At 45.8% G+C, this 24575-nt stretch carries 19 protein-coding genes, 2 tRNA genes and 1 other RNA gene; 5 read left to right on the top strand and 17 right to left on the bottom strand.

What is annotated here, in order from left to right; genetic code table 11:
* Positions 1–25: 25 nt before the first annotated feature.
* Positions 26–1111, bottom strand: coding sequence for an outer membrane protein assembly factor BamD (locus BQ2633_RS02440; protein ID WP_075564864.1), 1086 nt, complete (start codon positions 1109–1111; stop codon positions 26–28).
* A gap of 360 nt (positions 1112–1471) precedes the next feature.
* Between BQ2633_RS02440 and BQ2633_RS02435 the strand changes: the two genes are divergently transcribed.
* On the top strand, positions 1472–2191 hold the full coding sequence (locus BQ2633_RS02435) for an OmpA family protein (RefSeq protein WP_075564863.1): 720 nt from the start codon (positions 1472–1474) through the stop codon (positions 2189–2191).
* Positions 2192–2393: 202 nt separating this feature from the next.
* Here BQ2633_RS02435 and BQ2633_RS02430 read toward each other — a convergent pair whose 3' ends face one another.
* The 4 genes from BQ2633_RS02430 to BQ2633_RS02415 all read right to left on the bottom strand — a co-directional run bounded on the left by BQ2633_RS02430 (position 2394) and on the right by BQ2633_RS02415 (position 7336).
* Entirely contained in the window at positions 2394–3764 is a 1371-nt protein-coding gene (locus tag BQ2633_RS02430) for a hypothetical protein (RefSeq protein WP_075564862.1), read from the bottom strand.
* Positions 3765–4062: 298 nt separating this feature from the next.
* Positions 4063–4698, bottom strand: a complete 636-nt coding sequence (locus BQ2633_RS02425; protein WP_075564861.1) for a trimeric intracellular cation channel family protein — start codon at positions 4696–4698, stop codon at positions 4063–4065.
* Between the two features lie 77 nt (positions 4699–4775).
* Positions 4776–6032, bottom strand: coding sequence for a type IX secretion system plug protein (locus BQ2633_RS02420; RefSeq protein ID WP_075564860.1), 1257 nt, complete (start codon positions 6030–6032; stop codon positions 4776–4778).
* An 8-nt stretch (positions 6033–6040) separates the two neighbouring features.
* Positions 6041–7336 (bottom strand): alpha-L-fucosidase, encoded by a 1296-nt coding sequence (locus tag BQ2633_RS02415; protein ID WP_075564859.1) that lies wholly within the window; start codon positions 7334–7336, stop codon positions 6041–6043.
* 104 nt (positions 7337–7440) lie between these two features.
* Between BQ2633_RS02415 and rnpB the strand changes: the two genes are divergently transcribed.
* Positions 7441–7867: RNase P RNA component class A (gene rnpB / locus BQ2633_RS02410), an RNA gene on the top strand.
* 762 nt (positions 7868–8629) lie between these two features.
* Here rnpB and BQ2633_RS02400 read toward each other — a convergent pair.
* From BQ2633_RS02400 to BQ2633_RS02345, 12 genes are all read right to left on the bottom strand, one after another.
* Positions 8630–9256 (bottom strand): DUF2238 domain-containing protein, encoded by a 627-nt coding sequence (locus BQ2633_RS02400; protein WP_075564857.1) that lies wholly within the window; start codon positions 9254–9256, stop codon positions 8630–8632.
* Between the two features lie 390 nt (positions 9257–9646).
* Positions 9647–9719, bottom strand: a tRNA-Pro gene (locus tag BQ2633_RS02395).
* A 50-nt stretch (positions 9720–9769) separates the two neighbouring features.
* Complete coding sequence (locus tag BQ2633_RS02390; protein ID WP_083233905.1) at positions 9770–10846, bottom strand: DUF1573 domain-containing protein; 1077 nt, start codon at positions 10844–10846, stop codon at positions 9770–9772.
* A gap of 35 nt (positions 10847–10881) precedes the next feature.
* Positions 10882–11574 (bottom strand): DUF554 domain-containing protein, encoded by a 693-nt coding sequence (locus BQ2633_RS02385; RefSeq protein ID WP_075564856.1) that lies wholly within the window; start codon positions 11572–11574, stop codon positions 10882–10884.
* The gene (locus tag BQ2633_RS02380; protein WP_075564855.1) at positions 11571–13100 is read right to left on the bottom strand and encodes an ATP-dependent DNA helicase; all 1530 of its coding nucleotides are present in this window, start codon (positions 13098–13100) and stop codon (positions 11571–11573) included. The genes BQ2633_RS02385 and BQ2633_RS02380 overlap by 4 nt, the downstream gene beginning before the upstream one ends.
* A gap of 42 nt (positions 13101–13142) precedes the next feature.
* Positions 13143–13733 (bottom strand): RsmD family RNA methyltransferase, encoded by a 591-nt coding sequence (locus BQ2633_RS02375; protein ID WP_075564854.1) that lies wholly within the window; start codon positions 13731–13733, stop codon positions 13143–13145.
* Positions 13730–14527, bottom strand: coding sequence for a DUF3822 family protein (locus BQ2633_RS02370; RefSeq protein WP_075564853.1), 798 nt, complete (start codon positions 14525–14527; stop codon positions 13730–13732). Before BQ2633_RS02370 ends, BQ2633_RS02375 begins: the two co-directional genes overlap by 4 nt.
* Before the next feature lie 119 nt (positions 14528–14646).
* The gene (locus BQ2633_RS02365) at positions 14647–15048 is read right to left on the bottom strand and encodes a VanZ family protein (protein WP_075564852.1); all 402 of its coding nucleotides are present in this window, start codon (positions 15046–15048) and stop codon (positions 14647–14649) included.
* Positions 15049–15146: 98 nt separating this feature from the next.
* Positions 15147–16928 (bottom strand): biotin/lipoyl-binding protein, encoded by a 1782-nt coding sequence (locus BQ2633_RS02360; protein ID WP_075564851.1) that lies wholly within the window; start codon positions 16926–16928, stop codon positions 15147–15149.
* 513 nt (positions 16929–17441) lie between these two features.
* Positions 17442–17524 (bottom strand) — tRNA-Tyr (locus tag BQ2633_RS02355).
* A 296-nt stretch (positions 17525–17820) separates the two neighbouring features.
* Positions 17821–18303, bottom strand: a complete 483-nt coding sequence (gene ribH / locus BQ2633_RS02350) for a 6,7-dimethyl-8-ribityllumazine synthase (RefSeq protein WP_075564850.1) — start codon at positions 18301–18303, stop codon at positions 17821–17823.
* A 165-nt stretch (positions 18304–18468) separates the two neighbouring features.
* Positions 18469–19164, bottom strand: a complete 696-nt coding sequence (locus BQ2633_RS02345) for a tetratricopeptide repeat protein (protein WP_075564849.1) — start codon at positions 19162–19164, stop codon at positions 18469–18471.
* Between the two features lie 205 nt (positions 19165–19369).
* Between BQ2633_RS02345 and recF the strand changes: the two genes are divergently transcribed.
* From recF to BQ2633_RS02330, 3 genes are all read left to right on the top strand, one after another.
* Positions 19370–20521 carry a DNA replication/repair protein RecF gene (gene recF, locus BQ2633_RS02340; RefSeq protein WP_075567142.1) on the top strand — a complete coding sequence of 384 codons (1152 nt, stop codon included), beginning with the start codon at positions 19370–19372 and terminating at the stop codon, positions 20519–20521.
* Between the two features lie 27 nt (positions 20522–20548).
* Positions 20549–20839, top strand: a complete 291-nt coding sequence (locus tag BQ2633_RS02335; RefSeq protein ID WP_075564848.1) for a DciA family protein — start codon at positions 20549–20551, stop codon at positions 20837–20839.
* A gap of 169 nt (positions 20840–21008) precedes the next feature.
* Entirely contained in the window at positions 21009–24428 is a 3420-nt protein-coding gene (locus BQ2633_RS02330) for an AAA domain-containing protein (protein ID WP_083233904.1), read from the top strand.
* Positions 24429–24575 lie beyond the last annotated feature (147 nt).

Here is a 24575-nt window from a genome sequence, read left to right as displayed (position 1 = left end):
AAGTCTTGATATCTAGAGATAGGAATTACTGATTCTGACGAGAAACTTCCTTCATGGTCAAAGACGAAATCTTGAGATCGCCTGTGAGGGTGGCGTTTGCGGTATAAGAACCAAAAGTTTTGCCTTCTCCAGAGCGTTGGATATGCTGATCCACACTGAAGCTCACCTTGAAGGTTACTTTGCCATCGTTGCTCACACTCTTCGTGATTTCGTAATCGTTATTGAGCACGAATGAGCAGTTTTCAATGTCTTCAGAGTAAGTGCGCTTCACAAGTTCTACCACATCAGCTTTCGTCGCATTCTTCTTGGAGAGGAACTGAGACATCGTAGGAGTGATGTATGTGCAGAGGGTGGCTTCGTCACTGTTAGCAAAGGCACGATAGAAGTCTGTGAGAACTTCGGCGATGCCACTGCGGTCTGCCTCATCTACTAGGTTTGTGGCGAGCGTGCTTTGCGCGATGCCGGCTTCTGAGATATAGCGACCATCAGGGTGCTTTTCCATATATTCTTCCATAGCCTCTGGAGTGTTGAGCTTAACCGCCTTCACCCAGTCGAGAGAGTCGATTTTGAGTTCGCACTTTTTGACGAGTTGGCTGTTGGGATATTGCTCTTTGAAGCGCTCAAAGTCGGAAGCATATTCGCTATTGGCGATGCTAGTCCAGTCTGAATACATCGTTTTGAGCTGTGCCAAACGTTCGCGCACTTCTTCTGCATGTACACCATCGGGGAACTGCTTGAGGTAGTTTTCGTAGTCTTCGATATTCTCGTTGCCGCCCAATAGAGTAGAGTAGACAGTCTCTTCGTTTTGGCTGCCATTTATGTAGCTCCATGTAGCGAAGCCACCGCCCAAGACGATAATCACCATAAGGGGGATGAACCAATAAAGCCACTTTTTCTTCTTTGCAGGAGTGGGAGGCATTCCCATTCCGTTGGGCGCGCCATAAGGTGCACCAGCTTCGTTGGGATTGGGTGCGAAACCAGCATTCATCGTTCCAGTGGCCGCTCCATTATATGAGTTAGAGCCGCTTGGGTTAGGGGTTTGTGCACCATCATTGTGATTGGGCACATCAGCATTACCTTGATTTTGAGGTGGAAATTGATTATCTTCCATGGCTAAATGCTTATTTTGTTAGTTATAGTGAGAATTTTAGTGGGATTATTCCGCACACTTTAGGGATTTGCGTGCAAAGATACAACTTTTTTCTTTATTCCTTTGGCTTCTCCTATAGTAATGAGTATTTTTGCACCCAAAATCAATTAATAACTAAGTTAGTGTTCTGATTTGGTAGCGATTAGACTTCTTTCTTTCTCCATCACCTATTATTGCCTAGAGTGGATGAGTAGCAAACTACTTTCCTTTTGAAAAGCCGTAAAGAGGTGGAGATTCAACACAAGAATGCTGACGTATTACTAAACTATTATTCCCTAATCGGGACACCAACTCAACGTATTCATTAGAAAAAACTCAATTATGAAAGGAATCAAATTCGCAGCAGTTGCGCTTTGCGCCTCTATGATGCTCACCTCTTGCGGTGAATGGAGCAACAAGGCCAAAGGTGGTCTCCTCGGTGGAGGTGCTGGTGCAGCACTCGGTGCATTGGCTGGTTACCTCATCAGCAAAGATGGCAAGGGTACTGCTATTGGTGCTGCTATTGGTACTGCAGTTGGTGGTGGCGCTGGTGTAATCATCGGTAACCGCATGGACAAGGCTAAGGCTGCAGCTGAGAAGGTGGCTAACGCTAAGGCTGAAGTTCTCGAAGGTCAAAACGGTGTGAAGTATGTGAAAGTTACTTTCGATAGTGGTATCCTCTTCGCAACTGGTAATTCACAACTTTCTCCTTCTGCAAAGAGTTCACTCGCTAAGTTTGCTAACGAAGTTCTCGTTCCCAACAGTGACATGGACGTGTCTATCATGGGTTACACTGACAACGCTGGCTGGAAAAACAGCACTGCAGAGCAATCTCAAGCTAAGAACCAACAACTTTCTCTCCAACGCGCTCAAAGCGTGAGCAACTACCTTCAAAGCATGGGTGCTAAGAGCACACAAATTCGTGAGGTGACTGGTCATGGTGAAAACTTCCCTGTGGCTGATAACAGCACTGCTGCTGGTAAGAAGGAAAATCGTCGCGTAGAAGTTTATCTCTATGCTTCACAGCAGATGATCCAAAACGCTGAAGCTCAAGCGAAATAAACCATCCAAAAGCAGAGGGATTCATCCACAAAAGTTTCGTTTTATCCTTTTTCGTTGAGCGATTTCTTCGTTAAGGAAGCATGAGCGAGGCTTAAAAGCAGATGAATTTCTCAAAAATAAAGTCCTACTTTCTACGATATGTTCGAGAAAGTAGGACTTTTTTTATGCTTCTGCTCCCTTGATGGAGCTAATTATAGCTGCTTTATTCTCCTATTCTTACTTTTCCGTTTTGGATATAGGGCTGACCATGAGTGGGATGTTGTAAAGGTCGTCCTTGTAAATCCCATATCGTCATCGTAGGTTGCGAAGAACCAGGCGCAAGTGTGGGTGAGGTTGGAGGAACTATCGCTGTGGGACGGGCATTGTGTACCACAAAATCCAACTTTCTTGCATTGGCTTTGTTAGGAGTTGTAGACTTATTAAAAGCGAGTACTGCCTTTCCCACAGGAATACTGCTTTCGATACGAGCAAAATACCAATCGTTGGGCTTGTCTTCGTCTACAGTTAAGCCATAATAGTTGAAGCGCGATTCATCTACTTCTTGTTCCGAGAGTTCGTGCCGTGTTCCTTTCAGACTATTATCGTCCTTGAGGGGGGCGACTTCGTCGAATGTTAAATTGAGTTTGACTTCTCCTGCCTGCTCCTTGTAGAGCAGTACAGCTGTGCAAGCTGGAATCGCATTTTGAATGGGATATAAATTAAGATTATTTCCATCGATCTGTGCGTAATAGGCTTTTACACCTTCTGGAATCGTATAGGCGTGCTGCGAATAAAAGGTGCGGTAGCCTGCGCTTGTAAAGTAGATGGTCTTGGTTGCTACATAGGTGGTAGGCAGTAGTTCATCTTTTGTGAAGTGTCGGAAGATACGTGTTGGATTAATCAGAAATGCTCGTTTTTCTATGTGTTCTTCTGTATGGAGCTCGGTGTAGACTTTGAAAGCATTTGCAGTGTTTGACCAGTTAATCCAGTCAGATACCTTCTTATCATAGAAAAACAATCCAAACCATTTGGGGCTTTCGCACGTTTTTTCGTTGTACGGCTTTGGCTTGGTTGCCTTAAAAGACATAGAAGTAGACATCTCTTTACTTACTTTGCTTTTCTGGACTGTGAAAAGGTTGTACTGGTCATTTGTAGACACTTTGAAATATTGCCAAACCGCCATTAGTTCATTAGAGTCGATATTGAGAAGGTTGTTCGCTTTGTTTTTGCCTTCTTCATAGCGCCAAATAGCATATTTAAGTGCTACATTATCGTCGTATATCACAGAACTATTGACGATGTGAGCTGGTTTGGGAAAGATATTGGAAGCATGTTTATTTTTGTCTACTGCTACATCCGTATCTTGTGTGAGTATATAGTCTTGTAAAGAGAACACCGAACTGGCGAAGATATATCTCCCTCCTAGTTTGCAGTCCTCGGGAGTTTCTACGAGGTAGAATCCGTCTTTTGGAGCATACGCTCTTTCTTCTTTGTCATTTTCGGGAAGAAGAGGAGAAGAAGTCGCAGCATAGGCTATCCTTGGCGTCACTCCTATACCGCAGCATAGGAGCACGCATGAAAAGAAGTGTTTCATATCTAGAGTTTGAGTAAGATAAACAAGTGAGTTGTGTTATGAGTATTTGAGGGTGAACTAGTGTGGGAGGTTAAATGTGTGTGGAGGATTTCAGGAGAATATTAAATTGAGGTTCTTAGGGTTATCAGTAAGAGAAAAGAGGTAGTGGAGACTGATGAAAGTAGTTAGACTAGATAATGGGAATCTTAACAACATCCCATCATGGCTACCCACATCATGTCATGCCTACAAGTAGAGAACTATTGAGCAATACAATAGAGATGAGGCTCAACTGTTCCGAGAGTCAGTCTACTATGGCTTACTCTGTTGCTTCATCATCACGTAGAGTGGGGAGGTTTATGTGGTAGCGCACGGCTAAGACGCGAGATAAAATTACCACCGTGCCACAAACAAGTCCGCAAGGCACATTACCCATGCCTAGAGCATGGCACACCCAATAGGCTAAGCCTCCCAATACGCAGGCTACAGCGTAGATTTCAGCTCGAAAGATAAGCGGAACTTCGTTGAGGAATACGTCGCGAATCACACCACCACCTGCACCGGTGATAGACCCCATCACGATGGCTACCCAAAAAGGATAGCCCACCGCCAATGACTTCTCAATGCCAATCACAGCAAACATGCCCAAACCGATGGTGTCGAAGATGAACCAAGTGTTTTTTTGGCGAATTACGAGCTTACCGAAGAGCACCACCAAAAGCAACGCAAGTAGGTTGATGATGAAATAGATGCTATTCGTCATCCAAAACACGGGTACATCGAGCATTAAATCTCGCATTGTTCCACCACCAATAGCTGTTGCCAATCCCACAACATAGGCTCCGAATAAGTCGAAACGCTTGGCACTTGCTAGACGAATACCTGAAATAGCGAAAGCGAGTGTACCTATATAGTCAAGCACGTTGGCGAAGGTGATTTCGGGAAGAGTAATCATGAAGAGAAGAAATGTTGATAATAGAGAAGAATAAAGGGGCAAACTTCAAAGTAGGAAGTGAGGGAGGGAACGAAGACTTAGGATTTCAAGGTGGCCACTCCGACAAGTCTGTCGTATCGATCAGCAGCTAGGCGAGCATATACCATGATGGTGTAATCGTTGGTCGTCTGGTAGAAATTTCCTTCAGTTGGTCCCGTGCTACCACTTTGCGCCCCACGTTGGCGAGTCAGATAAATGTAATTATAATAGCCTTGTTTTAGCATCGTAATGCCTTCGTAGGCTTGTCGTTGTGCATTGTAATGGAGTTCGTATTCGGGAGATAATCCACCAATGCACCATTGTCCGCTCACATATACGGAAGCATTGGGGATTTCTTCGCCTTCGAGGGTGAAATGGGTGAGCACATAATCACTTTCCGTGTTGGAGTCAAAATTGTCTGTGTTGCGAATCACTGCCGTGCCATTGCAATCTCCCTGCACAAGATAGCTACGTCGCATCTCGTCTTCTGCAACTGTCGCGTGGTAATAGGGAGGAAACCATTGCATTTGTTGGATGCGCATGCCTGGTGTGCGCACAGAGAGCATTTCAAACCTTCTATACTCATTGCCGGCTTCAAAAATAAGTCCGCGAGCATGTTTCCACAGCAGAGAGTTGCCCATTTGAGCGGTTGAAGGGACGTCTACAGCGGCATTGTCGCTACGTCCGTTTTGCACGACAATCGTACGGAGTCCGGAACGTAAATCTCCTGCCAAACCTTCTGCCTTCACTTCCATCTCAATCTGTTGGTGCGCAGCATTCCAATCGATGTCGGTGTTGGTGAGCACGCGTCCCGATATTCCCACCAAGGTCTCCACTATGCGTAGGCGAACTTCTGCCACTGCTTCGGGGTTATCAGATGAATCATCGTAGATGGTGAGCAGATAGTTGCCCGAAATCAGCGGCTTAACTTCTGCATTTGGGAAGTTAAATCGGTAGTGTGTGTATAGTGTTGTAGTATTTTGGCTTTCAGCACCTTTGTCTATCCAAATGTCTTCCTGATTGGCTTCGATGTATTCGTTGGGAAATAGCCCTTCTGTGGGACGCCAATTGAAGTCGCAGTGCTGAACGCGATAGAAAAATCTTCGCCCCTCGTGTGACATCTGGTCGAAACTCACCTCTACGCGCTCACCGCCACGAAGCTGAAGCACGGGCATGGGGGCTAAGCTTCCAGCTATCTCCGTGCGGAGCGTGCGAATATCATCACGTAGCATCTTGTTCTGTGGAACTATTGCTTGAATAGAAGCACAGAATGTGATGAGAATAAGTGAGATGAAACTTCGGAGTGTAGGTTTCATGTAAAACTTTATTTGAGATGCAGCACCATGATGCGGTCTACTTCTGTGGTGAGGGGTAAAGCGCACTGCAACTTGCCTTGCTTTTGCTTGAAGGCCACCGACGTTTTACTGCCAAAGGTTGTGATGCGTTTCACGGGAACTGCACATTCTAGTTGTAAATCTTGGAGTGTTGTATCGAGTACATGCACATAGAGTTCTTTGTCTCGGCGAGTGCTTACCACCTTTTCTCCGTCTCCTAATCCGCCAGCTTCCGTGTCGTAAATCGTACTACCATGGAGCTTCATCCATGCCCCGATTTCTCTCAATCGTGATACTGCGGTGGCTGGGAGATTGCCATCGGCTTGAGGTCCAATATTGAGTAACAAGTTGGCTCCTTTTCCTGCAGTGCGCACCAATAAACGAATGAGTTCTTCGGCTGATTTATAGTGGGTGTCTGCTACTTTGTAGCCCCACATGCCATTCATCGTTTCACAGGTCTCGAGAGGAAGTGAACTAACGGATTGTCCACTCATCCCTGCTTTGTTTTCACCAGGAACATCGCGTTCAAAGAGTTGAATGTCTTCACCTTCGTTGGGTGTTTGGTGGTGGTTATTACCAATCAAACAAGCAGGTTGTAAGTGATGAATCAGCGCATATTGTTCGGGAAGTTGCCAGTTGAATGCTGGATTTGCTTTCTCTTGGTCCCACCATCCATCGAACCACACGGCACGAATAGGTCCGTATTGGGTGAGAAGCTCCGTGAGTTGATGGTTCATGAAGGCAAAATAACTTTGCCAATTTGCTTTCTTAGGGTCTTTTCCAGTACGCAATCCAGTGCGCCCCATGGGGTAGTCATCGCGTGTCCAATCAATATGGCTATAGTAGAGGTGCAGTGGAAAAGCATTGCGGTGGCAAGCGTCTGCAAGTTGGCGCACAATGTCTCGCCCATAAGGCGTGTGCATGATGTTATAGTCGCTTTGTTGTGTAGCCCACATCGAGAAACCATCATGGTGTCGCGTGGTGAAAGTCACATAGCGTGCACCAGCCTCTTTGAAGGTTTTGATCCATTCCTCTGCCTTGAAATTATGGGGATAGAAGGCGTTAGCGGCTTTCGCATATTCGTTGCGGTCGAGATTCGCGTCTTGCAGATACCATTCTCCTTGTGCATACAGGGAATAGATGCCCCAGTGGAGAAATATGCCGAAGCGATCTTTGGCAAATTGCCGACGATTTTCCAGATTCTCGCGTGAAGGTTGATAATCCTGCGCTTTCATAGGCTGCGCAAGCGCTAGAAGAGCAACCACTGCCCAGACGATGTGTTTCATGTGGTGAGATGAGGGGTTTATTAGGGCAAAAATACTCAAAAAAAACGAGGATATACCTTATTCTCTCTATTTTTTTACTACATTTGCAGTGGAATTTACCATCAGCAGTTGGGCAGTCCGTCGCTTTTGCTTTTATGGCAAACGAGGAAAGTCCGGGCAACATAGAGCATTCCGCTTCTTAATGAGAAGTCGTTCGTGAGAGCGAATCCGTGCAGAAGAAAATAACCGCCACTTTTCAGCACGCAGCCGCAAGGTTGTTGGTCAGCAATGGCAAGTGTTGTGGGAGGTAAGGGTGAGAAGGTGGGGTAAGAGCCCACCAGTCGTGTGGCGACATACGAGCTGTGCACCTCGGAAGTTGAAAGTTCATGTAAACTGGTGTCATCAGGGCGGCTCGTCCGAGTGTTTTCGAGCACACATCAGAGGGTAGAACGATAGAGTGTGTTGGTGACAGCACATCCAGATAAATGACGGACACCTTGTCCTTTTGATAAAGATAAGGCACAAAACCCGGCTTATCGTCCAACTGCTTTCCTTATACGTGGAGCATCTTTCGACATTATCGAAGGGTGCTCCATTTGGTATGTCGACATGTGCTATTTCTAGTCTGATTTAGCTTGTGCTTAGGGAAACTTTACGTTTCCTTCCTGCTTATTTAACACACAAATAGAAGTATGAAATAAGTGATAGGCAAATACGCGAATCTCAGGGGCTTAGAAAGAGAGGGAAGAATTGTTGTTTTGCAAGAATATACAATGAATATGTGGATTCTGTCCCGTGAAAGCCAAGAGACGCCGCTTTTGTGCTGTGTTTTGTCCGAATTCATTGTTTTTTTCTCCGACGAAATAGAAATTACCTCCGACGAAATAAAAATTATCTCCGACAAAATTTGAAAAAACTCCGACGGAATCTTGAAAACGTCGGAGATATTTTCTCAAAAGTCCGAAGTTGGCATTGCAAGATTCCAATGCTCCCCAATTTTTGTTTGAGATAGGCTAAGAAATCTCGCTAGATTGTAGAAAACTGTGCGTTTTTTTACCTCGGGATTTTAACACTTCAGATCGCCTTTGTTGTTTAAGCTACTTAAGTTTTGGCTTGCCTTTTCATCAGCTAGTAACAAGAGACTATTTGTGCTCCTCTATGTATTTAGGTGCTCCGATGGCTGTGAAAGCATGATGCACAGCATTGGAATCAAAAGCCTGTTTTCTCTGCAATAGTGGTGAAGGGGTGGAAGAAATGTGCTGGATGTTGAGCAAAGAAAAACCGCAATACCTTGTGGGGTATTGCGGTTGGAGGTTATTGTTGGTTGTTGCGTTTGCAAACCAAAGCGCCTATAGCGTAGATGCCTGCGGTGATGGTAGAGCCTAAGAGAGCCAATGCCATGTCTTTTTGTGCATCCCACATGTCGCCTTGCTGACCATTGTAGTAATCGGCAGACTCAGACGCCATGACTATGGTGAGTGACCATTCAAACAATTCGTAAATCATGCTTCCCGTCTGAATCAAGAGCCATGCCATCAGGAGTGCCACCCAAGTTTTGTCTTTGATCCACTTTTGAGCCAAGTAGTACATTGAAGGTAGGAACAAGAAGCCAAAGGAGAAGTGGACAAGGCGGTCGAAGTGGTTGCGAGGAGATTGGAAGAAGTCTGCATCGACTATGCCCAAAGAAACCGCCCATTCCTTATAGGGAACATAAGAATAGATGTAGTGAGCGCCAAGGATGTGGAGAAACGTGAAGCACGCAATTCCGATAAAGGCTGGCAAGGGGAGCTTGTTTTTGAACAAATCTCTGGTAAGTGGGATAAGGAGCGCAAGCGTTCCCAGATGTTGAAGCATTTGTTCATTGGGATATAGTGGTTTGATGCATGAAATTGCCGTGGCTAACACGATCAATACCACTAAAGTTAGTTTGATTTTATTCATTATTGGATGTGCTAATTAATAATATGAGGAGAGAGAGTGAGCAGGTGTTCACATAGAGGGAAAGGACAATAAGAAGATAGCGAGGACTGTTACCAATATGATGTAATAACGTAAAGATAAATGTTTCCTTTTCGTTGCTACTTTCTTCTGATTATCCGAGGGGATAAGGCATAAAATGTGTGACTTTCCGCAAAGTTAACTATAAATTCTGTGGTAAGCAATAACTTTTATGTAATTGTGAACAAATATCGGTCACTATTTTTAGCCATCCGATTGGGAGAATTGCGGAGGGACTTAGGTGCAAAGATTTGTTGCAACTCCATTCTTTCGCTTAGAGTTACGGGCAAGAAAAAGCACTTGTTCAAACGAACAAGTGCTGAAATATGAACGTCGGAAAGAGGCGACTCGAACGCCCGACCCCTACGTCCCGAACGTAGTGCGCTACCAACTGCGCTACTTTCCGATTGCAGCAGCAAAGTTAGTGATTTTTGGTGATATGGCGAAAGTGTTTCCTTACTTTTTCGTCTTTACTTCGATAGTGATTTTGGGGAGATGAGGGTCGTTGGTGATGAGCAAAATTCTAGGATTTCCACGTTGTGCTTCTGAACTTTGCGATACACTAATTTTCAATTTGGCAGAGGCCCCAGGTTTTAAGGTGCCTTTAGACAGAGAAACACTGATGCCACGTTTGTACACTTGGAGCATGCTCACTTTGAGAGGCGACTTTCCGCTGTTGGTGAGCAAGAGTGTTCCTTTTAATTCTTGTTTGTCTCCAAAACTGCCTAAGTCGATGGTGGTGGGGATTTCAGCTTTGGGAGCTGCAGGATTGTTTAGTTCTGCTTTAGTGAAGTGCGGAAGGAGAGTGACTGCCGTGCCGAGTTCGTTGTCTGCTCCCACGCGGTCGCCAGAGAAGCGCGAGAGGTAGATGTTGGTTTGCGTAAGTCCAAAGCTATGCACTTCGTTGCTGTTGAGTGTGACGATGAGTTTTCCCATGCGTCCAGGGTGAATTACTTCTGGTTCGGCGTAGGCTGAGAGATATTTGGGAAGATGCATCAATTCAGGGGTGTAATCTTTCTTTCCTGCATTGAAGAGATAGAGTGTCGTTTGGGGCTGTTCGCCACGATTCACGTCGTCAAACTCTATGTTGTCGGTAGAGAGTCGCACGTCACCGATGCGCACGGGGAAGTCTTTATCGTAGTCCACCACTTCACGGAGCACTCTGCCTTGGAGGGTGAGTCGAATGGGCGTGGCACTAGCTGAGGTGTTGACGATGATGCTCTTATGAAACGTGCCGAGGGTGTTGGCATCATAGCTCACGGTAAGAGTGGCAGATGCACCAGGGGCAATGGAGGTTTTGCTCCAATTAACGGTGGTGCATCCGCAGTCGGTGCGCACGTCAAGGATTTGCAAAGGTTGATTACCAGTGTTTTGCACCTCAAACTTAGCCAAGGCTGGTATGTTCCAAGCAATGTCACCCAGTTTCAAGTCTTGGGCTTTGAGTGCCACTTGTGGCTGAGCTGAAACACTGAGGGAGGTGGCAGCAAAACAAATTGCAGCCACGCACTTATGTAGATGGGAAATAAAAGTCATACGTAGGATGTTTTAGCGAAGATACAGAAATTTGGCTACATGCCCAAGAGGTTTTTAGCCAAAAAGTAGAGCATGGGCATGAAGAGAGCGGGCAAAAGATTGATTGTCTTGCAGTCTTTGATGTGCATCACGCCTAATCCTGCGGCAGCGATGAGTACACCGCCCACAATGGATACCTCAGAAATCAGAGCTTCGGAAATGAAACCTGCAGAAAGTTTGGCTATACCATAAATGCCGCCTTGCCAAGCAAAGACAACAAGCGCAGTAAGACTCACTCCGAAGCCATAGCTTGAGGCTACGACAATCATGGTGACGAGGTTGAGTGTTGCGGCGGTCATGAGATAAGTGTTGTCGCCTTTGAGAGCTGCCAGCACGGGTCCCATCATAGAGAGGGTGCCGACGCAGCAGAAGAGCACTGCAGTGGTGATGCCTTCGGTGAGTCTTGAGTTTCCATTGCGAGAAACTCGTTTGGTGGCGTGTTCCATACGCTGGTCGAGACGAAGCATAGTGCCTAATAGTCCGCCGAATGATAGGCAAAAGATGAAGAGCACTGGAAGTTGGCTCTTCGCCATGTTGGACATCGCCACATTGATGCCCAAAACGAGGGCAGCTAGTCCCATAGCGGTATTGAGCACTGTGATATATTTCTCAGAAATGCCACGTTTGGCAAGCGCTCCGATGGCACTGCCCACAATGACAGCGATGACATTAAAAAAGATTGCAATCATGATTGTGAGTATGTTTGGTCTTTGGGCCAATTAACGAGATAGAGATTTCCAGAAGTTCGAGTAAAGGCGGTGTAGAGCCAGCGAAAGTAGGAGAGGGGTTCGAGGTCTTCAGGCAAATAACCTTGGTCTACGTAGACTTCGTGCCATTGTCCGCCTTGGGCTTTATGGCAAGTCACGGCATAAGCATATTTGATTTGCAGAGCATTGTAGTAGGGGTCTTGGCGAATAGCTTTCATTCGCTCACGTTGGTTAGGAATGTGGGCATAATCCGCTAGCACTGATTCATAGAGTTGAGTCTGTTGTTCCGCTGTCAGTGCTGGAGCTTCGGCTTGTAGTGTGTCGAGAATGACGCGACATTCGATTTCTACTTCCTCATAGTCCGAAAACCGGAGGGTGACATCTGCAAATTCGAGCCCGTGCATGGTATGTACATTGTGGTAACGCACGATTTCTGCACTGTCTCCATTGGCAATAAAGGAGATGGGAAGTTGTTGTCCCTCTGGGAGTTGAGATTGCAGTAGTGCTGTCCAGTGATAATTATTGCGGACTGCCATGACGAGGTCACCTCGACAAAGCACTTCTTCACGATCAAGGATGCGTGCTCGCACCCCATTGTTAAAGATATTGGCGCGCTTGTTAGTGCGCGTGACGATAATCGTGTCGTCTGTGCCCCAATTACGGTAGCTCTGTTCAAGCGATTCTATGAGTTCATCGCCTGGAATGATTTTAACTTCTGTCTTTGCTCCTACTTTGATGAGGGGAAGTCCTTTTTCGTTGAGTGCTTCGGCAGGAAGATCGTGTGCTTCCTCTAGAAGTGCTGCTGTAGTAGCAAAATTAGATTGTTGTGCTGCTAAATGGCTAATAAACTTGCGAAGTTGCGTGGCGTTGGTGAGCACTGCCGAAGTTTTAGCTTGGCGAATCACCTCCGTAAGTTCATAGCTTCGCACATGGAGTCCATAGCGTTCCATGGTACGCGGTTGGAGAGCAGGACTCTCTGTTTCGCCCACAGGAGGAAGCTGTGCGGTGTCACCAACAAGCAATAGACGGCATCCTGCTCCTGCATAGACAAATTGTACTAAATCGTCAAGGAGTTGCCCTGTGCCAAACTGACTATTTCCACCACCTTGATTAGCTATCATGGAAGACTCATCGACAATGAAGAGTGCTTCCTTGGCGTTGTTCCAACCTCGATCGAACACCGTGTCTTCGCCTTTGAAAGTTTGTTGACGATAGATGGCTTTGTGGATGGTGGTAGCAGGAAGGCCTGCGTGAAGGGAAAATACTTTTGCTGCGCGTCCTGTAGGAGCTAGTAGGAGAACGGGACGGTTGAGTTTTTTCCATACACGCACAACTGCAGATATAAGAGTCGTCTTACCCGTTCCTGCATATCCACGGAGGATGAAGGCGCGGTCGCTACGTGGGTCTGCGAGGAACGCACCAATTTGTCGCGCTGCTTCCTTTTGCTGCTCGGTGAGCGCATGAGGGAATTCGGCTGCAATATGTTCGGCAAAGAGGTCTTCAATCATGATGGTGGGATGAGCAGCGTGAGAAGTGGAGAGAAAAGAAATTTATTCTGCTACCAGAGTGGTTGGAGTTTCGTTTTCTTCTGAAACAGTAGACGTTTCGGGACGTCTGAAGAAGGAGAAGTTGACAGACCCATAAGCTCGATGCTCTAAGAAGTCGGGACGGTCTGAGAAATCATTGTGTTTACCATGTTCCAAAACGAAAAGTCCTCTAGGAGCAAGGAGCTTACTCGACATCACGCGCTCTGGAAGTTCAGGAAGTTCGCGAAGCGCATAGGGAGGATCGGCAAAGATGAAGTCGAATTCTTTGAAACCCTTGGAAATGAAACGTAAGGCATCACCACAAATGGCAGAAGCTGCAGGATCATCGAGGTGGCGAAGCATACTTTGGATGAAGGCATAGTGCTGACGATCCCGCTCCACACTCATTACTTCGCGGCAACCGCGAGAGAGTAGTTCGAGAGTGATGCTTCCTGTGCCTGCAAAGAGGTCGAGTGCGCGTGTTTCTTCAAAGTCAAGGTAGGCACGCAGCACATTAAAGAGGTTTTCTTTTGCGAAATCTGTGGTAGGACGCGCCTTAAAAGAGCGAGGCACTTCAAAGTGTTTGCCTTTGTATTTTCCTGTTATAACTCTCATACACTTAACAGATGGGTGATAAATTCAAAAGGGAGTTGGGGGAGGGTGGTGAGGGGATGGTGAGCAAATTCGTCGGGAGTATTAGCTACTTCTATATGTTTGACATATTCACTCAACTGTTGCGCTAGAGCTTCACATAGTGATGATGCCCCACAAAGGAAGAAAGGAGTTGTAGCAGGGGGACAACCAAGGGTGGTGGCTAGTTGACAAGCATAATAAATGACGTCAGCTGTCTGTGTAGCATCGAAGGTATTATAACCTAAAAGTTGCTGCCCTTGGAAACAAGCGACATCAATGGCTTGTGGGCGTAGGTGAACAAAACAGCGTTGTTCGTGCGGGTGTTCTTGGCGTGCTGCAAATCGGCGCAAGATGCCAGTCTGGGCAGAGAGATAATAGACGCTACTCCATAGACGTTCAAATGTGCTACAGATGTTTTCTGACAAACTAAAAATTAGCAGGGCATTGGAGGCGGGAAGAACATCGTAGAATGCACGTCGGCTTGGACTTTCTGCACTTTGGGGAAGGACAGTATTGAGATGTGCTTCACAATGTGCTTCATCGAAGTCTGCCATGGGAATGAGGGTGGCGGTGCCATTTACGACTACATGTAGCGGAGTGTAGGCTGAACAAGGAACTAAATCTGCCACTTGCTGTAGTAATAAGGGAATGGGTTGGTCAGGATGAATGTCCCACTGCCAATGTTGGAAGGGAAGTGGGGCTTCTGAGGTGGGCAAGGATGAAGGTTGGTCGATGACGTAATGAATCTGTCGGTCGCCAAGGTGGAGATAGTGCATAGAGAAGGGAGTGGTGGAGTGCAGTAAGGGAGATTGGAGGAGCGAAAGAGGGAGTCTACTGAGTTAACCCAAATCGGTCATTAGGCTATCTTTTCAATAAGGAGTAGCACTATTACATTCTAATGACCGTTGGGGTTTAAGTAAGAGCTTACGCGATGAAATAGAAATCCTCCGATGATTTGTGCGCAACAGACACCTGCTGCATCTGCAAGAAAGTCGAGCCAGTCGCCACTTCTGTTGGTGGTGAGTGTGGCTTGCAACACTTCTATAAGTCCGCCAAGTCCAATGGTGGCGCATCCAATGAGCAAAAATCTAATCCAAAATCCGAGATGTTGTACCTTTCTCCCTGCGCTTTCCCACCATGCTACAAGTGCTAGACCAAAGAAAAAGACAAAATGTGCAATCTTGTCTATATTGTCTACTTGAGACAAGGTGGTTTTAGGCACCGTGATGAGGCAGAAAGTGAGGATGATGAGGCTTAGCATGCCCGTGAGTCGATAGTCAAAGAGGATGCGTAACATAAAAATAAGAAGGTAATGGAGACCATAACAAAAGTTTGAGACCGCCCCTCGCTGTTAGACAAGGAGCGGCCTCAATATTTGTATTGCGTAGTGGACTATTACGCGCGGTTAGAGCGTTCGATGTAGGCAATGATGTCGCCTTTTTGAACGTGTGAGCCTTGTTTGGCATTGATTTCTACCAAGCGACCACCGAGGGCAGCTGGGAGTTCGATAATCTTGCCGAAGCCATTTTCGATGTAGCAGAAGAAGTCACCTTCGTTATACTCCTTACCAATGAATGGCTCAATAACTTTGACGTTTTCTGCGTCACCGCCAATTTCCCAAAGCACGATACCGCTTTCTTGTGCCACGATGGCATCTGCCTTTGCGTGCTTGAGTGCTGCAGCTTCTTCGGGAGTCATACCAGAAGCATTAGCTTTGTCTTTGGCTGCTTGGAGGTCAGCGAGGAAACGCTTCTTAGCCGCACCGCTCTTATAGTCGCGATATTGCGTTTCGTGCATAGCGAACTCAAACAATTCTTCGTCGTCTTGACCGCGATCCCAACCGTTTTCTTCCATTTCTTTGATGAAACGTTCGAGATCATCGGGATAGTTCACTTGTGGGTCTTCCGTGCTGAATTCGTATCCCTTTTCTTTTGCCAATTCCACAATTTCGGGAGCCAGTTCTCCGGGGAGTTTACCGCTCTTACCCAAAATCATACCCCAGATGGCGTTGTCCATCATAGAGTAGCGTGGTTTGTCCATTGACTCTGTGAGAAGGTTCATCAAGGCGATGTTCTTCACATATTGACTGAAGGGAGTTACCAATGGGGGATAACCTACACGAGGCCAAACATAAGCCACTTCGTCAAAGAGCTTCACGAGCAAAGCATCTTCAGAAAGTGGTTCTTCGCCCTTCTTTTGACGGTTTGCATTGATAGCATCCATCACACCTGTGAGGTCTGCCATCATAGAACCCATCATACCGCCAGGGAGTCCGCAACCGAGGAGGAGAGAAGACATCAACTTGTTACCAGGATTGATGAAATAGCCCAACCATTCGTCGATGAACTCTTGGGTGAGTTTACGAGCTTCCATGTAGGCTTCCATGTTGATTTCAGGAACGTCAAAACCAGCGTTCTTGAGCATACTTTGCACAGAAATCACGTCTGGATGCACTTTACCCCATGCGAGAGGTTCGATGGCTGTGTCGATGATGTCAGCACCATTGCGGCAAACTTCCAAGATAGAAGCCATAGAGAGACCAGGACCTGTGTGACCGTGGTACTCAATGATTACTTCGGGGTGCTTTTCCTTGATCATTCGGCAGAGTTGACCCAACATTGCGGGCTGACCGATACCAGCCATGTCCTTCAAACAGATTTCGGGAGCACCAGCTTCAATAAGTTGGTCTGCAATACCAGCATAGTATTCAGCAGTGTGAATAGGAGACGTTGTGATGCAGAGTGTTGCCTGTGGAGTCATTCCACCTTCAATGGCATATTTAATAGACGGAATGATGTTGCGTACATCATTGAGTCCGCAGAAGATGCGAGTAATGTCGGTGCCTTGTGCGTGCTTCACCTTATACATCAATCGGCGCACGTCAGCCGGAACAGGGAACATGCGGAGGGCGTTGAGACCACGGTCGAGCATGTGCGTTTTGATACCGACTTCATTGAAAGGCTTTGTGAAAGCGCGAACGGCTTCGTTGGGATTCTCACCTGCCAAAAGGTTTACTTGTTCGAAAGCACCACCATTGGTTTCTACACGACTGAAGCAACCCATTTTGATGATGACGGGAGCGATGCGTTCTAGTTGGTCCTTGCGTGGTTGGAATTTACCAGAACTTTGAAACATGTCGCGATAGACAAGCGAGAATTGAATCTTTCTTTTTTCCATTGTATGGGAAGAGTTGTTCATTGGTTGCGTTGTAGGGGGCTTCTCTGTTGTGTTGTTGGTGTAAGTCCAGCGTCTGACTTTGTGCGCTGGTTTGTTGAGAGAAAGTCCTCACAACGCATTGTGGGTCCTTGGATTGCACAAAAGTGCGTTATTGGTGCAAAAGTACGAACTTCTAAGGACTTGACAAAAAGGGAGTGCGAAAAGTTGAGTTTTTGAGGGCTTTCTGCTGATATGTCTGCTCTTCTTTATGATATTCCGGTATATATCTAATCTTTTGTTAGCTTGTCAGTCGGGCATTTCTTGCTGAAATCCTGCAATGCAATGTTTTTGTGGTCTCAATTAAGGGTTTGGGTATACTATGTAGGGCTATTGCTCGGGTTGGGAACGAGGGAATATGTCGAGATAGCTCGTGATTGGAAGTGTGGATAGGGGATATGAGCGAGGCATTCGAGTCATGTGTGCGAAGTATAACAAAAAGCGAGACTCACTAAAACTAGTGAGTCTCGCTTTTTGTGGGTAGTGATGGATTCGAACCACCGAAGGCGTAAGCCAGCAGATTTACAGTCTGCCCCATTTGGCCACTCTGGTAACTACCCAAGTTACTTAGGAAATCTAATCTATTGCTTAGAGGTTGTTCCTAAAACCGAGTGCAAAAATACGGCAAATTTTGCAAAGCACCAAATTTTTGGTGAATTTTTTCCTTGCAATGCCTATAAAAAAAGGAGAGAGTGGCATTTCTAAGGAGTTGTTCTAAGAGGGGGATAAATTTTGGGGGGCAGAATCAAACCTGTCTTAAAGTGTCACAGTCAGTATTGAATCTTTATGAAAAGTCATTACTGAAGGCTGGAGGCTTTCTGACTCTTGCGTCCAAATGTCCGTGCTGTTAGATTTTCTATTCGAAGGACTTCATGAAGTCTACCGTCTTGATGGCAGTAATGGCAAATTCACGACCTTTATCCATGTTAGCACCAGCACGTTCTTCGGCTTGTGCCTCATTGTTAACAGTGAGCACACCATTGATCATTGGGATTTTTCCAGTAGCATTGAGCTGCACCAATCCAGCAGTAGTGCCTTGACAGATATAGTCAAAGTGAGGAGTGTCGCCTTTTATCACACAACCGAGGGCAATGATGGCGTCCACATAGCCATGTTCAGCCAACTGTGCACAGCCATATACCAATTCAAAAGCTCCTGGCACGTAACGAACGGTGATGCTCGTTTCATTAGCGCCATATTCGGTGAGAGTGTCAATCGCACTTTTGAGCATAGCTTCGGTGATATGGGCATTCCATTCTGTCACAACAATACCAAAACGCATCATAGAAGCATCGGGTACGTTGGCTACATTGTGCTGGAGAAAGTCGAAAGAAGACATAATGATAGGAAAGAAATCTCTTAAAGAGAAAGTAATCTTGATAAAGCGTAATGAGGAGTTAGGAGGTAAGTGAGCTACAATGTGCCCATGCTTTATTTCCTAACTCCTCATTATATGATAAAGTGAATTGCGCAACTTTTGTTTTTTTACGAAAGAAGTGGCAACTTATTTAGTGCGTTCGATATATTTATCAATCTCAGCACCAGTAGAAACACCATTTTGTACGCCATTCTGTGAGTAGCGGCTACGTGGATAGTCGTTCTTGATGCGAACATAGAGGGCGTTAGCGTCAGCCTTCTTGCCTTGATTTTCAAGAACGAGGCCAGCTTGGATAAGGTATTCGGGAGAAAGAGCATCATTGTCAGCTTGAGATGCTGCCTTTTCCAAGTATTTTACGCCATTGTCAAATTGTTTGTCTGCAACATAAGCATTGCCAAGAGCCGCCAATGCGTTTGCTGAAACGGTAGCATCGCCTTGGGGTGAAAAAGCTTCGAGTTGTTCGATAGCCTTCTTGTATTCGCCAAGATTGAAGTAGGCAATACCTGCATACATATGAGCCACGTTGCCTGCGTCGGTCCAAGAGTAAGTGTCAGCCAACTTTTTGTAGCCTTTGAATTGAGCACCATCGCCTTCTACTGCTTTCTTCCAGTCACCTTGTTGCACGTAAGTTTGACCAAGGGCAATAGCGGCTTGACCTTCTTCGTTTTGACTCTTGAGATAGTAGCGACCGCCGAAGAAAGCAACGAGTACAACGGCAACGGCTACCAAAGCCATGACGAGTTTTTGTTTGTTCTTGATGAGGAAAGCTTCTGTGCTAACGAGAGTTTCGTTCACATCCAGTGACTTGTTTGATTGACTCATGAGTATGTAATAAGTTTATTTTGCTAGATAATAGTCACACGACTTCAGACTAAGAAGTGTGCGTTTTGCCTGCAAAAATACTAAATAGTAAGCGAGTAGCGAAATAAAACATAGTTTTTTTGGTTACAGGCTCAAAAAATAGTGAGATTTCTTCGTATCTTTGTACACAGATTCTTCTTCGTATTCTGCATTTCTTCCTATTGATATGATATTAGAGCAACTTTCTCTTCTCAATTATAAAAACATCGAACAGGCGCAACTTACGCTTTCTCCTAATGTGAATTGTCTGATAGGTGCGAATGGTCAAGGCAAGACCAATGTGCTTGATGCTATTTATTTCCTTTCTTTTGGTAAAAGTGCTACTGCACTTACTGATGGTGCATGTGTTCGGCATGATGCTGAGTTCATGATGCTTCAAGGTAAATATCGTTCTGCTTTGATGGAAGAGGAAGAAATCTCATGTGGGATTAAGCGAGGTCAACGCAAGCGTATGCGCCGCAACGACAAAGAGTATAAAAGACTCAGTGAGCACTTAGGGGTTATTCCCTTGGTGATGCTTTCTCCTGCTGATGAACAACTAGTGTCTGGGGGAAGTGAGGAACGCCGTCGTTTTATGGATATCGTTCTTTCTCAGGTCTCTCCGAATTATCTCGCTGCGTTAATCCGTTATAACAAATCATTGCAGCAGCGTAATGCGATGTTGAAGCAAGAAGAAGAGCCAGATGCCCAACTTTTTGAGGTCTTGGAAGAAATGATGTCAATGGATGCCGCTGTGATTTATCAAGAGCGACAAGCATTTGTGCGTGACTTTGTGCCTATCTTTCAGACTATGTATGCGCGATTCTGCAATGCAGCCTCTGAAGAGGTGGATATCCTCTATGACACTCATGCATCCCGTGGTGATCTGCTGCCAATATTGGTGCGAGATCGTGCAAAGGAGCGCATTGTTGGCTACACACTTCATGGACCTCACAAAGACAATCTTGAGTTGCTGATGAACGGTCACAATGTGCGTCGAGAAGCCTCACAAGGACAGACGAAAACTTTCTTCATTGCTATGAAGTTGGCGCAGTTTATTTATCTCAAGTCTATGGGAGAACATCGCACTCCGATACTCTTATTAGATGATATCTTTGATAAGCTCGACGCTGGTCGCGTGGCATGTATCGTTGATTATGTGAGTGGTGATGATTTTGAGCAAATCTTTATCACCGATACCAACCGAGAGCATTTGGATAGTATTCTTGCTGCTACCCATCGCGAATACAAACTCTTTGAAGTGAAGGGTGGGGAAGTGGCTTTGGTGGAAAATCATTGTGCCAGTGGTGCAGCGGAACTTCCTGCTTCTGATGCTTGAAAATCAAACTCTCAATCCGATTAGTGTATGGAAAGACATGAAACTCAACGCGCAGATGGCGTTGTCGCTAAATTTCTGCGTGCAAGCGGTTTAGAAACTCCTTATTTGCAATATAAATTGGTGCAGGCTTGGTCGACAGTTGTGGATGAAACTACTGCTCGTGCCACGCAAGCGCTTGAGGTGCGCGAACAAAGTTTGTGGGTGCGTGTTGAGATTCCCGCTTTGCGCACACAACTCACGATGATGCGCGCGCAACTCGTGCAGCGTCTCAATGCTGCAGTGGGAAGTATTCTTATTTACGACATTAAGTTTATCTAAATTCACCAACGGCATTTTCACTTACGATCTTAGTGCGTGGAGGAAATGCAGAAGGTGCAATATGATAGTCCTGCAACACGGCTGTGCCTGGTGTACACCTTGGTCTTTTATCTCGAGTTACTTCTTTGTTGTCCCACTTATTATATTGAGTGGATTCTAACCTTAGCCTATGACAAACGTCCCTGCGTCTTATTATTATCAAGAAATCCTGCGTCTCTTACTCCAAGTTCAGACGCCCATTCGGGAACGATGCCGAAATGGGTTTTTGATGTTTCAAGAGTTTCTTCAACAAGAAACAAGTGAAGCTGGTGTGTATCTTTCAGGAACATTCGCCAAGCTGCACTATCTCTTCCAAGACCGCAAGGTGGATGAAGAACAAATCTACATCGGACTCAATGATTATCGTGTCCGTATGGGGAATTTGTCGAGCACGCGCGATGAAGTGTTACAGGCAGACTTTGCATATGATATGCTGCGTTTGGCACGTTTGGTGGCTTGGCGCAAGCAAGTGCCGTTGCCTATTCAGTTAAAAGAGCGACTGCCTCAACTCCTTCCTGAACTTAAACACAGAAAAGGACATTTTGCGGGTGATTTCCGAGTGGTCGTATTGGAGAAGCGAGATGATTTTCTCCTTGTTTATTGCGTGAACGAAGGAATAGAACAAAAAGTACGTTTGAAGAGTAATACAGACGAACGAAGTGATTTTACTGCGCTTCTTCCCCTTATTAACATAAACTCCAATCTAAACCTGGTAGATACGCGGTGGGTGGATGACGCTCTAGAACCCACACTAATAGTGCTAGAACCTGACTTTCTCATTTCTGTGACGGCGATAGCCAACTGTATTCTGCCCACTGGCGTTTGCTCGGAGTATGAAGTGGTGAATCGACTACAGCCTGTGCCTGTTTCTAAAGCAATCCTTCTTGGTAATATGGCGGGGCAGATGTTGGATGAGGAACTGCATGGCTACGCATCCACTTATCCCGAAACGGCTCGCAGATTTTTTACTCAAAATGCAGTGCAGTGCTACACTTGTACAGAGCTGAACGATGTGGATGCACGCCGTGATTTTCACTATAATGCCCAAAGCCAGCAACAGCATCTTCGGAAAATGGTGCAACATCAGTTGCGCGACGACCTCCATCTGAACACCATGTCCGACATCCTGTTGGAGCCTGCTTTCTTCTGTGAATTGTTAGGGTTGCAAGGGCGTATGGACTTGTTGAGTCGAGATTTTACGACGGTCATAGAACAGAAGAGTGGAAAGATGGACGAATGGTCGCGACGCGCGCAACTGTCGCATAATATCCAGTTGCAACTTTATCGTGCTATCTTGCACTTTAGTCATAAAGTACGCTTTAATGATATGCGTGCTTATCTGCTTTATTCTAAGTATTCTCCCCAAGACGGCTTGATGCGCGTGGAGACCATCATGGATTATCTCCGCACTGCAATGCAAGTGCGCAATGAAATTGTGGCGCGAGAACTCCTGTTTTCTACAGAAGGTATTGCTGACTATCTCGAACATTTTGATGTTGACAGATTTACAGATGGCAGTGCTCCCAAACTCTGGGCGTATAAACGTCCCGACTTAGAGCAATTTATTGGGACTTATCGTAAATCCAGTTCGGTGGCACGCGCTTATTTTAATCGTTTTCATCGTTTTCTATCTCTCGAAAGACGATTGGGCATGGTCGGTAGCCAGCAGCGCGAATGTAGTGGTTTTGCTTCGGCTTGGAATGCAACGCTAGAGGAAAAGCAAGAAGTCGGGAACATTATGGCGGGCTTGTCATTAGCAGAGTCCGGAGGCTGTGTGTGCAATGCCGATGGGGCAGTGGAATCTCTTTGTCTAAAACTCCCACAAGCAACCGAGCAATTTATGATTGCCCCTAATTTCCGTGAAGGAGATATCGTGGTACTTTATGCTTATGAAGCTAATCTAGTGCCAGATATGCGCAAAGATTTAGTGTTTCGTGCTACTATTGTAAACCTTACTGCTGAGGATGTCACTGTTCAGCTCCGTGCTCCTCAAACAAATGCTGCGGTTTTTGCGGTGCGTCATGGACGTTCGTGGGCTATCGAAAAAGACTTTATGGAGGCTGCTTCGACGTCGCTCTTTCGAGGTCTGTTTTCTTTCCTGTCTGGTTCGGAATATCGCAGAAACGTATTGTTGAACCCCAGTTCATCTGTGGTTGATCCTACTGAAGCACTTGTGCTTGACCACCAAGATGAAGAGCGCAATGCTATGGTGCTCAAAGCAAAGCAGGCGCGCGATTTCTTTCTTTTGGTAGGTCCTCCCGGAACGGGAAAAACCTCTTTCGGCTTGATGTCAATTTTGCGCGAAGAATTGGCTAGTGATGCTGATTGTAATGTTCTTTTGGCTGCCTATACCAATCGTGCAGTAGATGAAATTTGTAGTAAACTCGTCAAAGATGGGCTGGATTTCCTGCGTGTGGGTAATAAACACAATTGTGATCCCGAGTTTCACGCCTATCTGTTAGAGAATAAAGTAAGCCAACTGCCCGATGTGAGTAAGGTGGGTGAACTAATCAAAAGTACGCGCATCATCGTGGGTACAGTGGCTTCACTTTCGGGTATGACGGCATTGCTCATCCGTAAAGGTTTCTCTTTAGCTATCATTGATGAGGCTTCTCAGCTCTTAGAACCCCACTTGCTGCCTTTGCTGATGCCGGGGGATTCAGACGAATTAGCGATTCAGCGCTTCGTTTTGATTGGCGACCACAAACAATTGCCAGCAGTGGTACAACAGACTTCTTATGATAGTTGTGTTCAAGACGAGGAACTACAGGCAATAGGTCTCTTTGATTGTCGCCATTCGCTCTTCGAACGTCTTTATTATGCTGTGCCAAAGTGCTGCGTTCATGAGTTTACTAAGCAAGGGCGCATGCACCCCGAGGTAGCAGCCTTTGCTAATCAACAATTTTATGGTGGGCAACTGCGTGATTGCGGCTTGGAACATCAGTTGCTCGCGATAGCCCAGCCGAGAGTTGTGTTTTATCCTTGCATACCTCCCATAGACGACAGTTTGCTATTGGAGAATTCTTTGGATGTTACCCAGTTCACATCATCATCAGATGAAAAGATCTTGTCTGGAATTCCATCTGCGAAGCTCAATCTTTATGAAGCCCGCTTGATAGCCTATTTAGCAGAAGAAACATACCAAGATGTAATGCGCCGAAAAGCTGAGTTTAATATAGATAAGGAGCTCGGCATCATCGTGCCTTATCGCCATCAAATTGCCATGGTGCGAAGCCTATTGCAGACTTCCCCTCACCCTCTTTTGGCGAATGTGACGATAGACACGGTGGAACGCTTTCAAGGTTCGGAAAAGAATACCATTATCTACGGATTTACGGTGAGCCGACCTTCACAGTTGAACTTTCTTTGTGATTCACAATATACTGATCAGCATGGGCAATTGATAGATAGAAAGCTTAATGTTGCCCTTACTCGGGCTAGAGAACGTACGCTTCTAGTAGGAAATCCTGAAATTCTCACGCAGGTGCCACTCTTTGCTCAGTTAATAGCTGAAGTCCCTTCGATGGAAATTGATGAGGTTAGGAGGTAAACTTAAAATTGCACTAAAATCTCGTTGATTTCTGCCTTTTCGATGCTCTCCTTAAAGGACGTCTTTGAGGGACGAAAGCCAATTTATGCTATGTATCGTAAGCTAAGCTGGAAATTCTCCTTTCTTATAGAAATTATCTCGGAGATT

This window comes from Ihuprevotella massiliensis, assembly GCA_900095835.1.
Lineage (GTDB): Bacteria > Bacteroidota > Bacteroidia > Bacteroidales > Bacteroidaceae > Alloprevotella > Alloprevotella massiliensis.
This window is presented reverse-complemented; position numbering and strand designations above follow the sequence as displayed.

What these genes read in the sequence shown, in the direction of transcription:
- BQ2633_RS02425 (WP_075564861.1), bottom strand. Translation starts at nt 4,698, where the DNA reads ATGATTACTCTTCCCGAAATCACCTTCGCCAACGTGCTTGACTATATA.
- BQ2633_RS02380 (WP_075564855.1), bottom strand. Translation starts at nt 13,100, where the DNA reads ATGATTGAAGACCTCTTTGCCGAACATATTGCAGCCGAATTCCCTCAT.
- BQ2633_RS02345 (WP_075564849.1), bottom strand. Translation starts at nt 19,164, where the DNA reads ATGAGTCAATCAAACAAGTCACTGGATGTGAACGAAACTCTCGTTAGC.
- BQ2633_RS02375 (WP_075564854.1), bottom strand. Translation starts at nt 13,733, where the DNA reads ATGAGAGTTATAACAGGAAAATACAAAGGCAAACACTTTGAAGTGCCT.
- BQ2633_RS02435 (WP_075564863.1), top strand. Translation starts at nt 1,472, where the DNA reads ATGAAAGGAATCAAATTCGCAGCAGTTGCGCTTTGCGCCTCTATGATG.
- BQ2633_RS02360 (WP_075564851.1), bottom strand. Translation starts at nt 16,928, where the DNA reads ATGGAAAAAAGAAAGATTCAATTCTCGCTTGTCTATCGCGACATGTTT.
- BQ2633_RS02440 (WP_075564864.1), bottom strand. Translation starts at nt 1,111, where the DNA reads ATGGAAGATAATCAATTTCCACCTCAAAATCAAGGTAATGCTGATGTG.
- BQ2633_RS02400 (WP_075564857.1), bottom strand. Translation starts at nt 9,256, where the DNA reads ATGAATAAAATCAAACTAACTTTAGTGGTATTGATCGTGTTAGCCACG.
- BQ2633_RS02420 (WP_075564860.1), bottom strand. Translation starts at nt 6,032, where the DNA reads ATGAAACCTACACTCCGAAGTTTCATCTCACTTATTCTCATCACATTC.
- recF (WP_075567142.1), top strand. Translation starts at nt 19,370, where the DNA reads ATGATATTAGAGCAACTTTCTCTTCTCAATTATAAAAACATCGAACAG.
- BQ2633_RS02330 (WP_083233904.1), top strand. Translation starts at nt 21,009, where the DNA reads ATGACAAACGTCCCTGCGTCTTATTATTATCAAGAAATCCTGCGTCTC.
- BQ2633_RS02430 (WP_075564862.1), bottom strand. Translation starts at nt 3,764, where the DNA reads ATGAAACACTTCTTTTCATGCGTGCTCCTATGCTGCGGTATAGGAGTG.
- BQ2633_RS02365 (WP_075564852.1), bottom strand. Translation starts at nt 15,048, where the DNA reads ATGTTACGCATCCTCTTTGACTATCGACTCACGGGCATGCTAAGCCTC.
- BQ2633_RS02390 (WP_083233905.1), bottom strand. Translation starts at nt 10,846, where the DNA reads ATGACTTTTATTTCCCATCTACATAAGTGCGTGGCTGCAATTTGTTTT.
- ribH (WP_075564850.1), bottom strand. Translation starts at nt 18,303, where the DNA reads ATGTCTTCTTTCGACTTTCTCCAGCACAATGTAGCCAACGTACCCGAT.
- BQ2633_RS02370 (WP_075564853.1), bottom strand. Translation starts at nt 14,527, where the DNA reads ATGCACTATCTCCACCTTGGCGACCGACAGATTCATTACGTCATCGAC.
- BQ2633_RS02415 (WP_075564859.1), bottom strand. Translation starts at nt 7,336, where the DNA reads ATGAAACACATCGTCTGGGCAGTGGTTGCTCTTCTAGCGCTTGCGCAG.
- BQ2633_RS02385 (WP_075564856.1), bottom strand. Translation starts at nt 11,574, where the DNA reads ATGATTGCAATCTTTTTTAATGTCATCGCTGTCATTGTGGGCAGTGCC.
- BQ2633_RS02335 (WP_075564848.1), top strand. Translation starts at nt 20,549, where the DNA reads ATGGAAAGACATGAAACTCAACGCGCAGATGGCGTTGTCGCTAAATTT.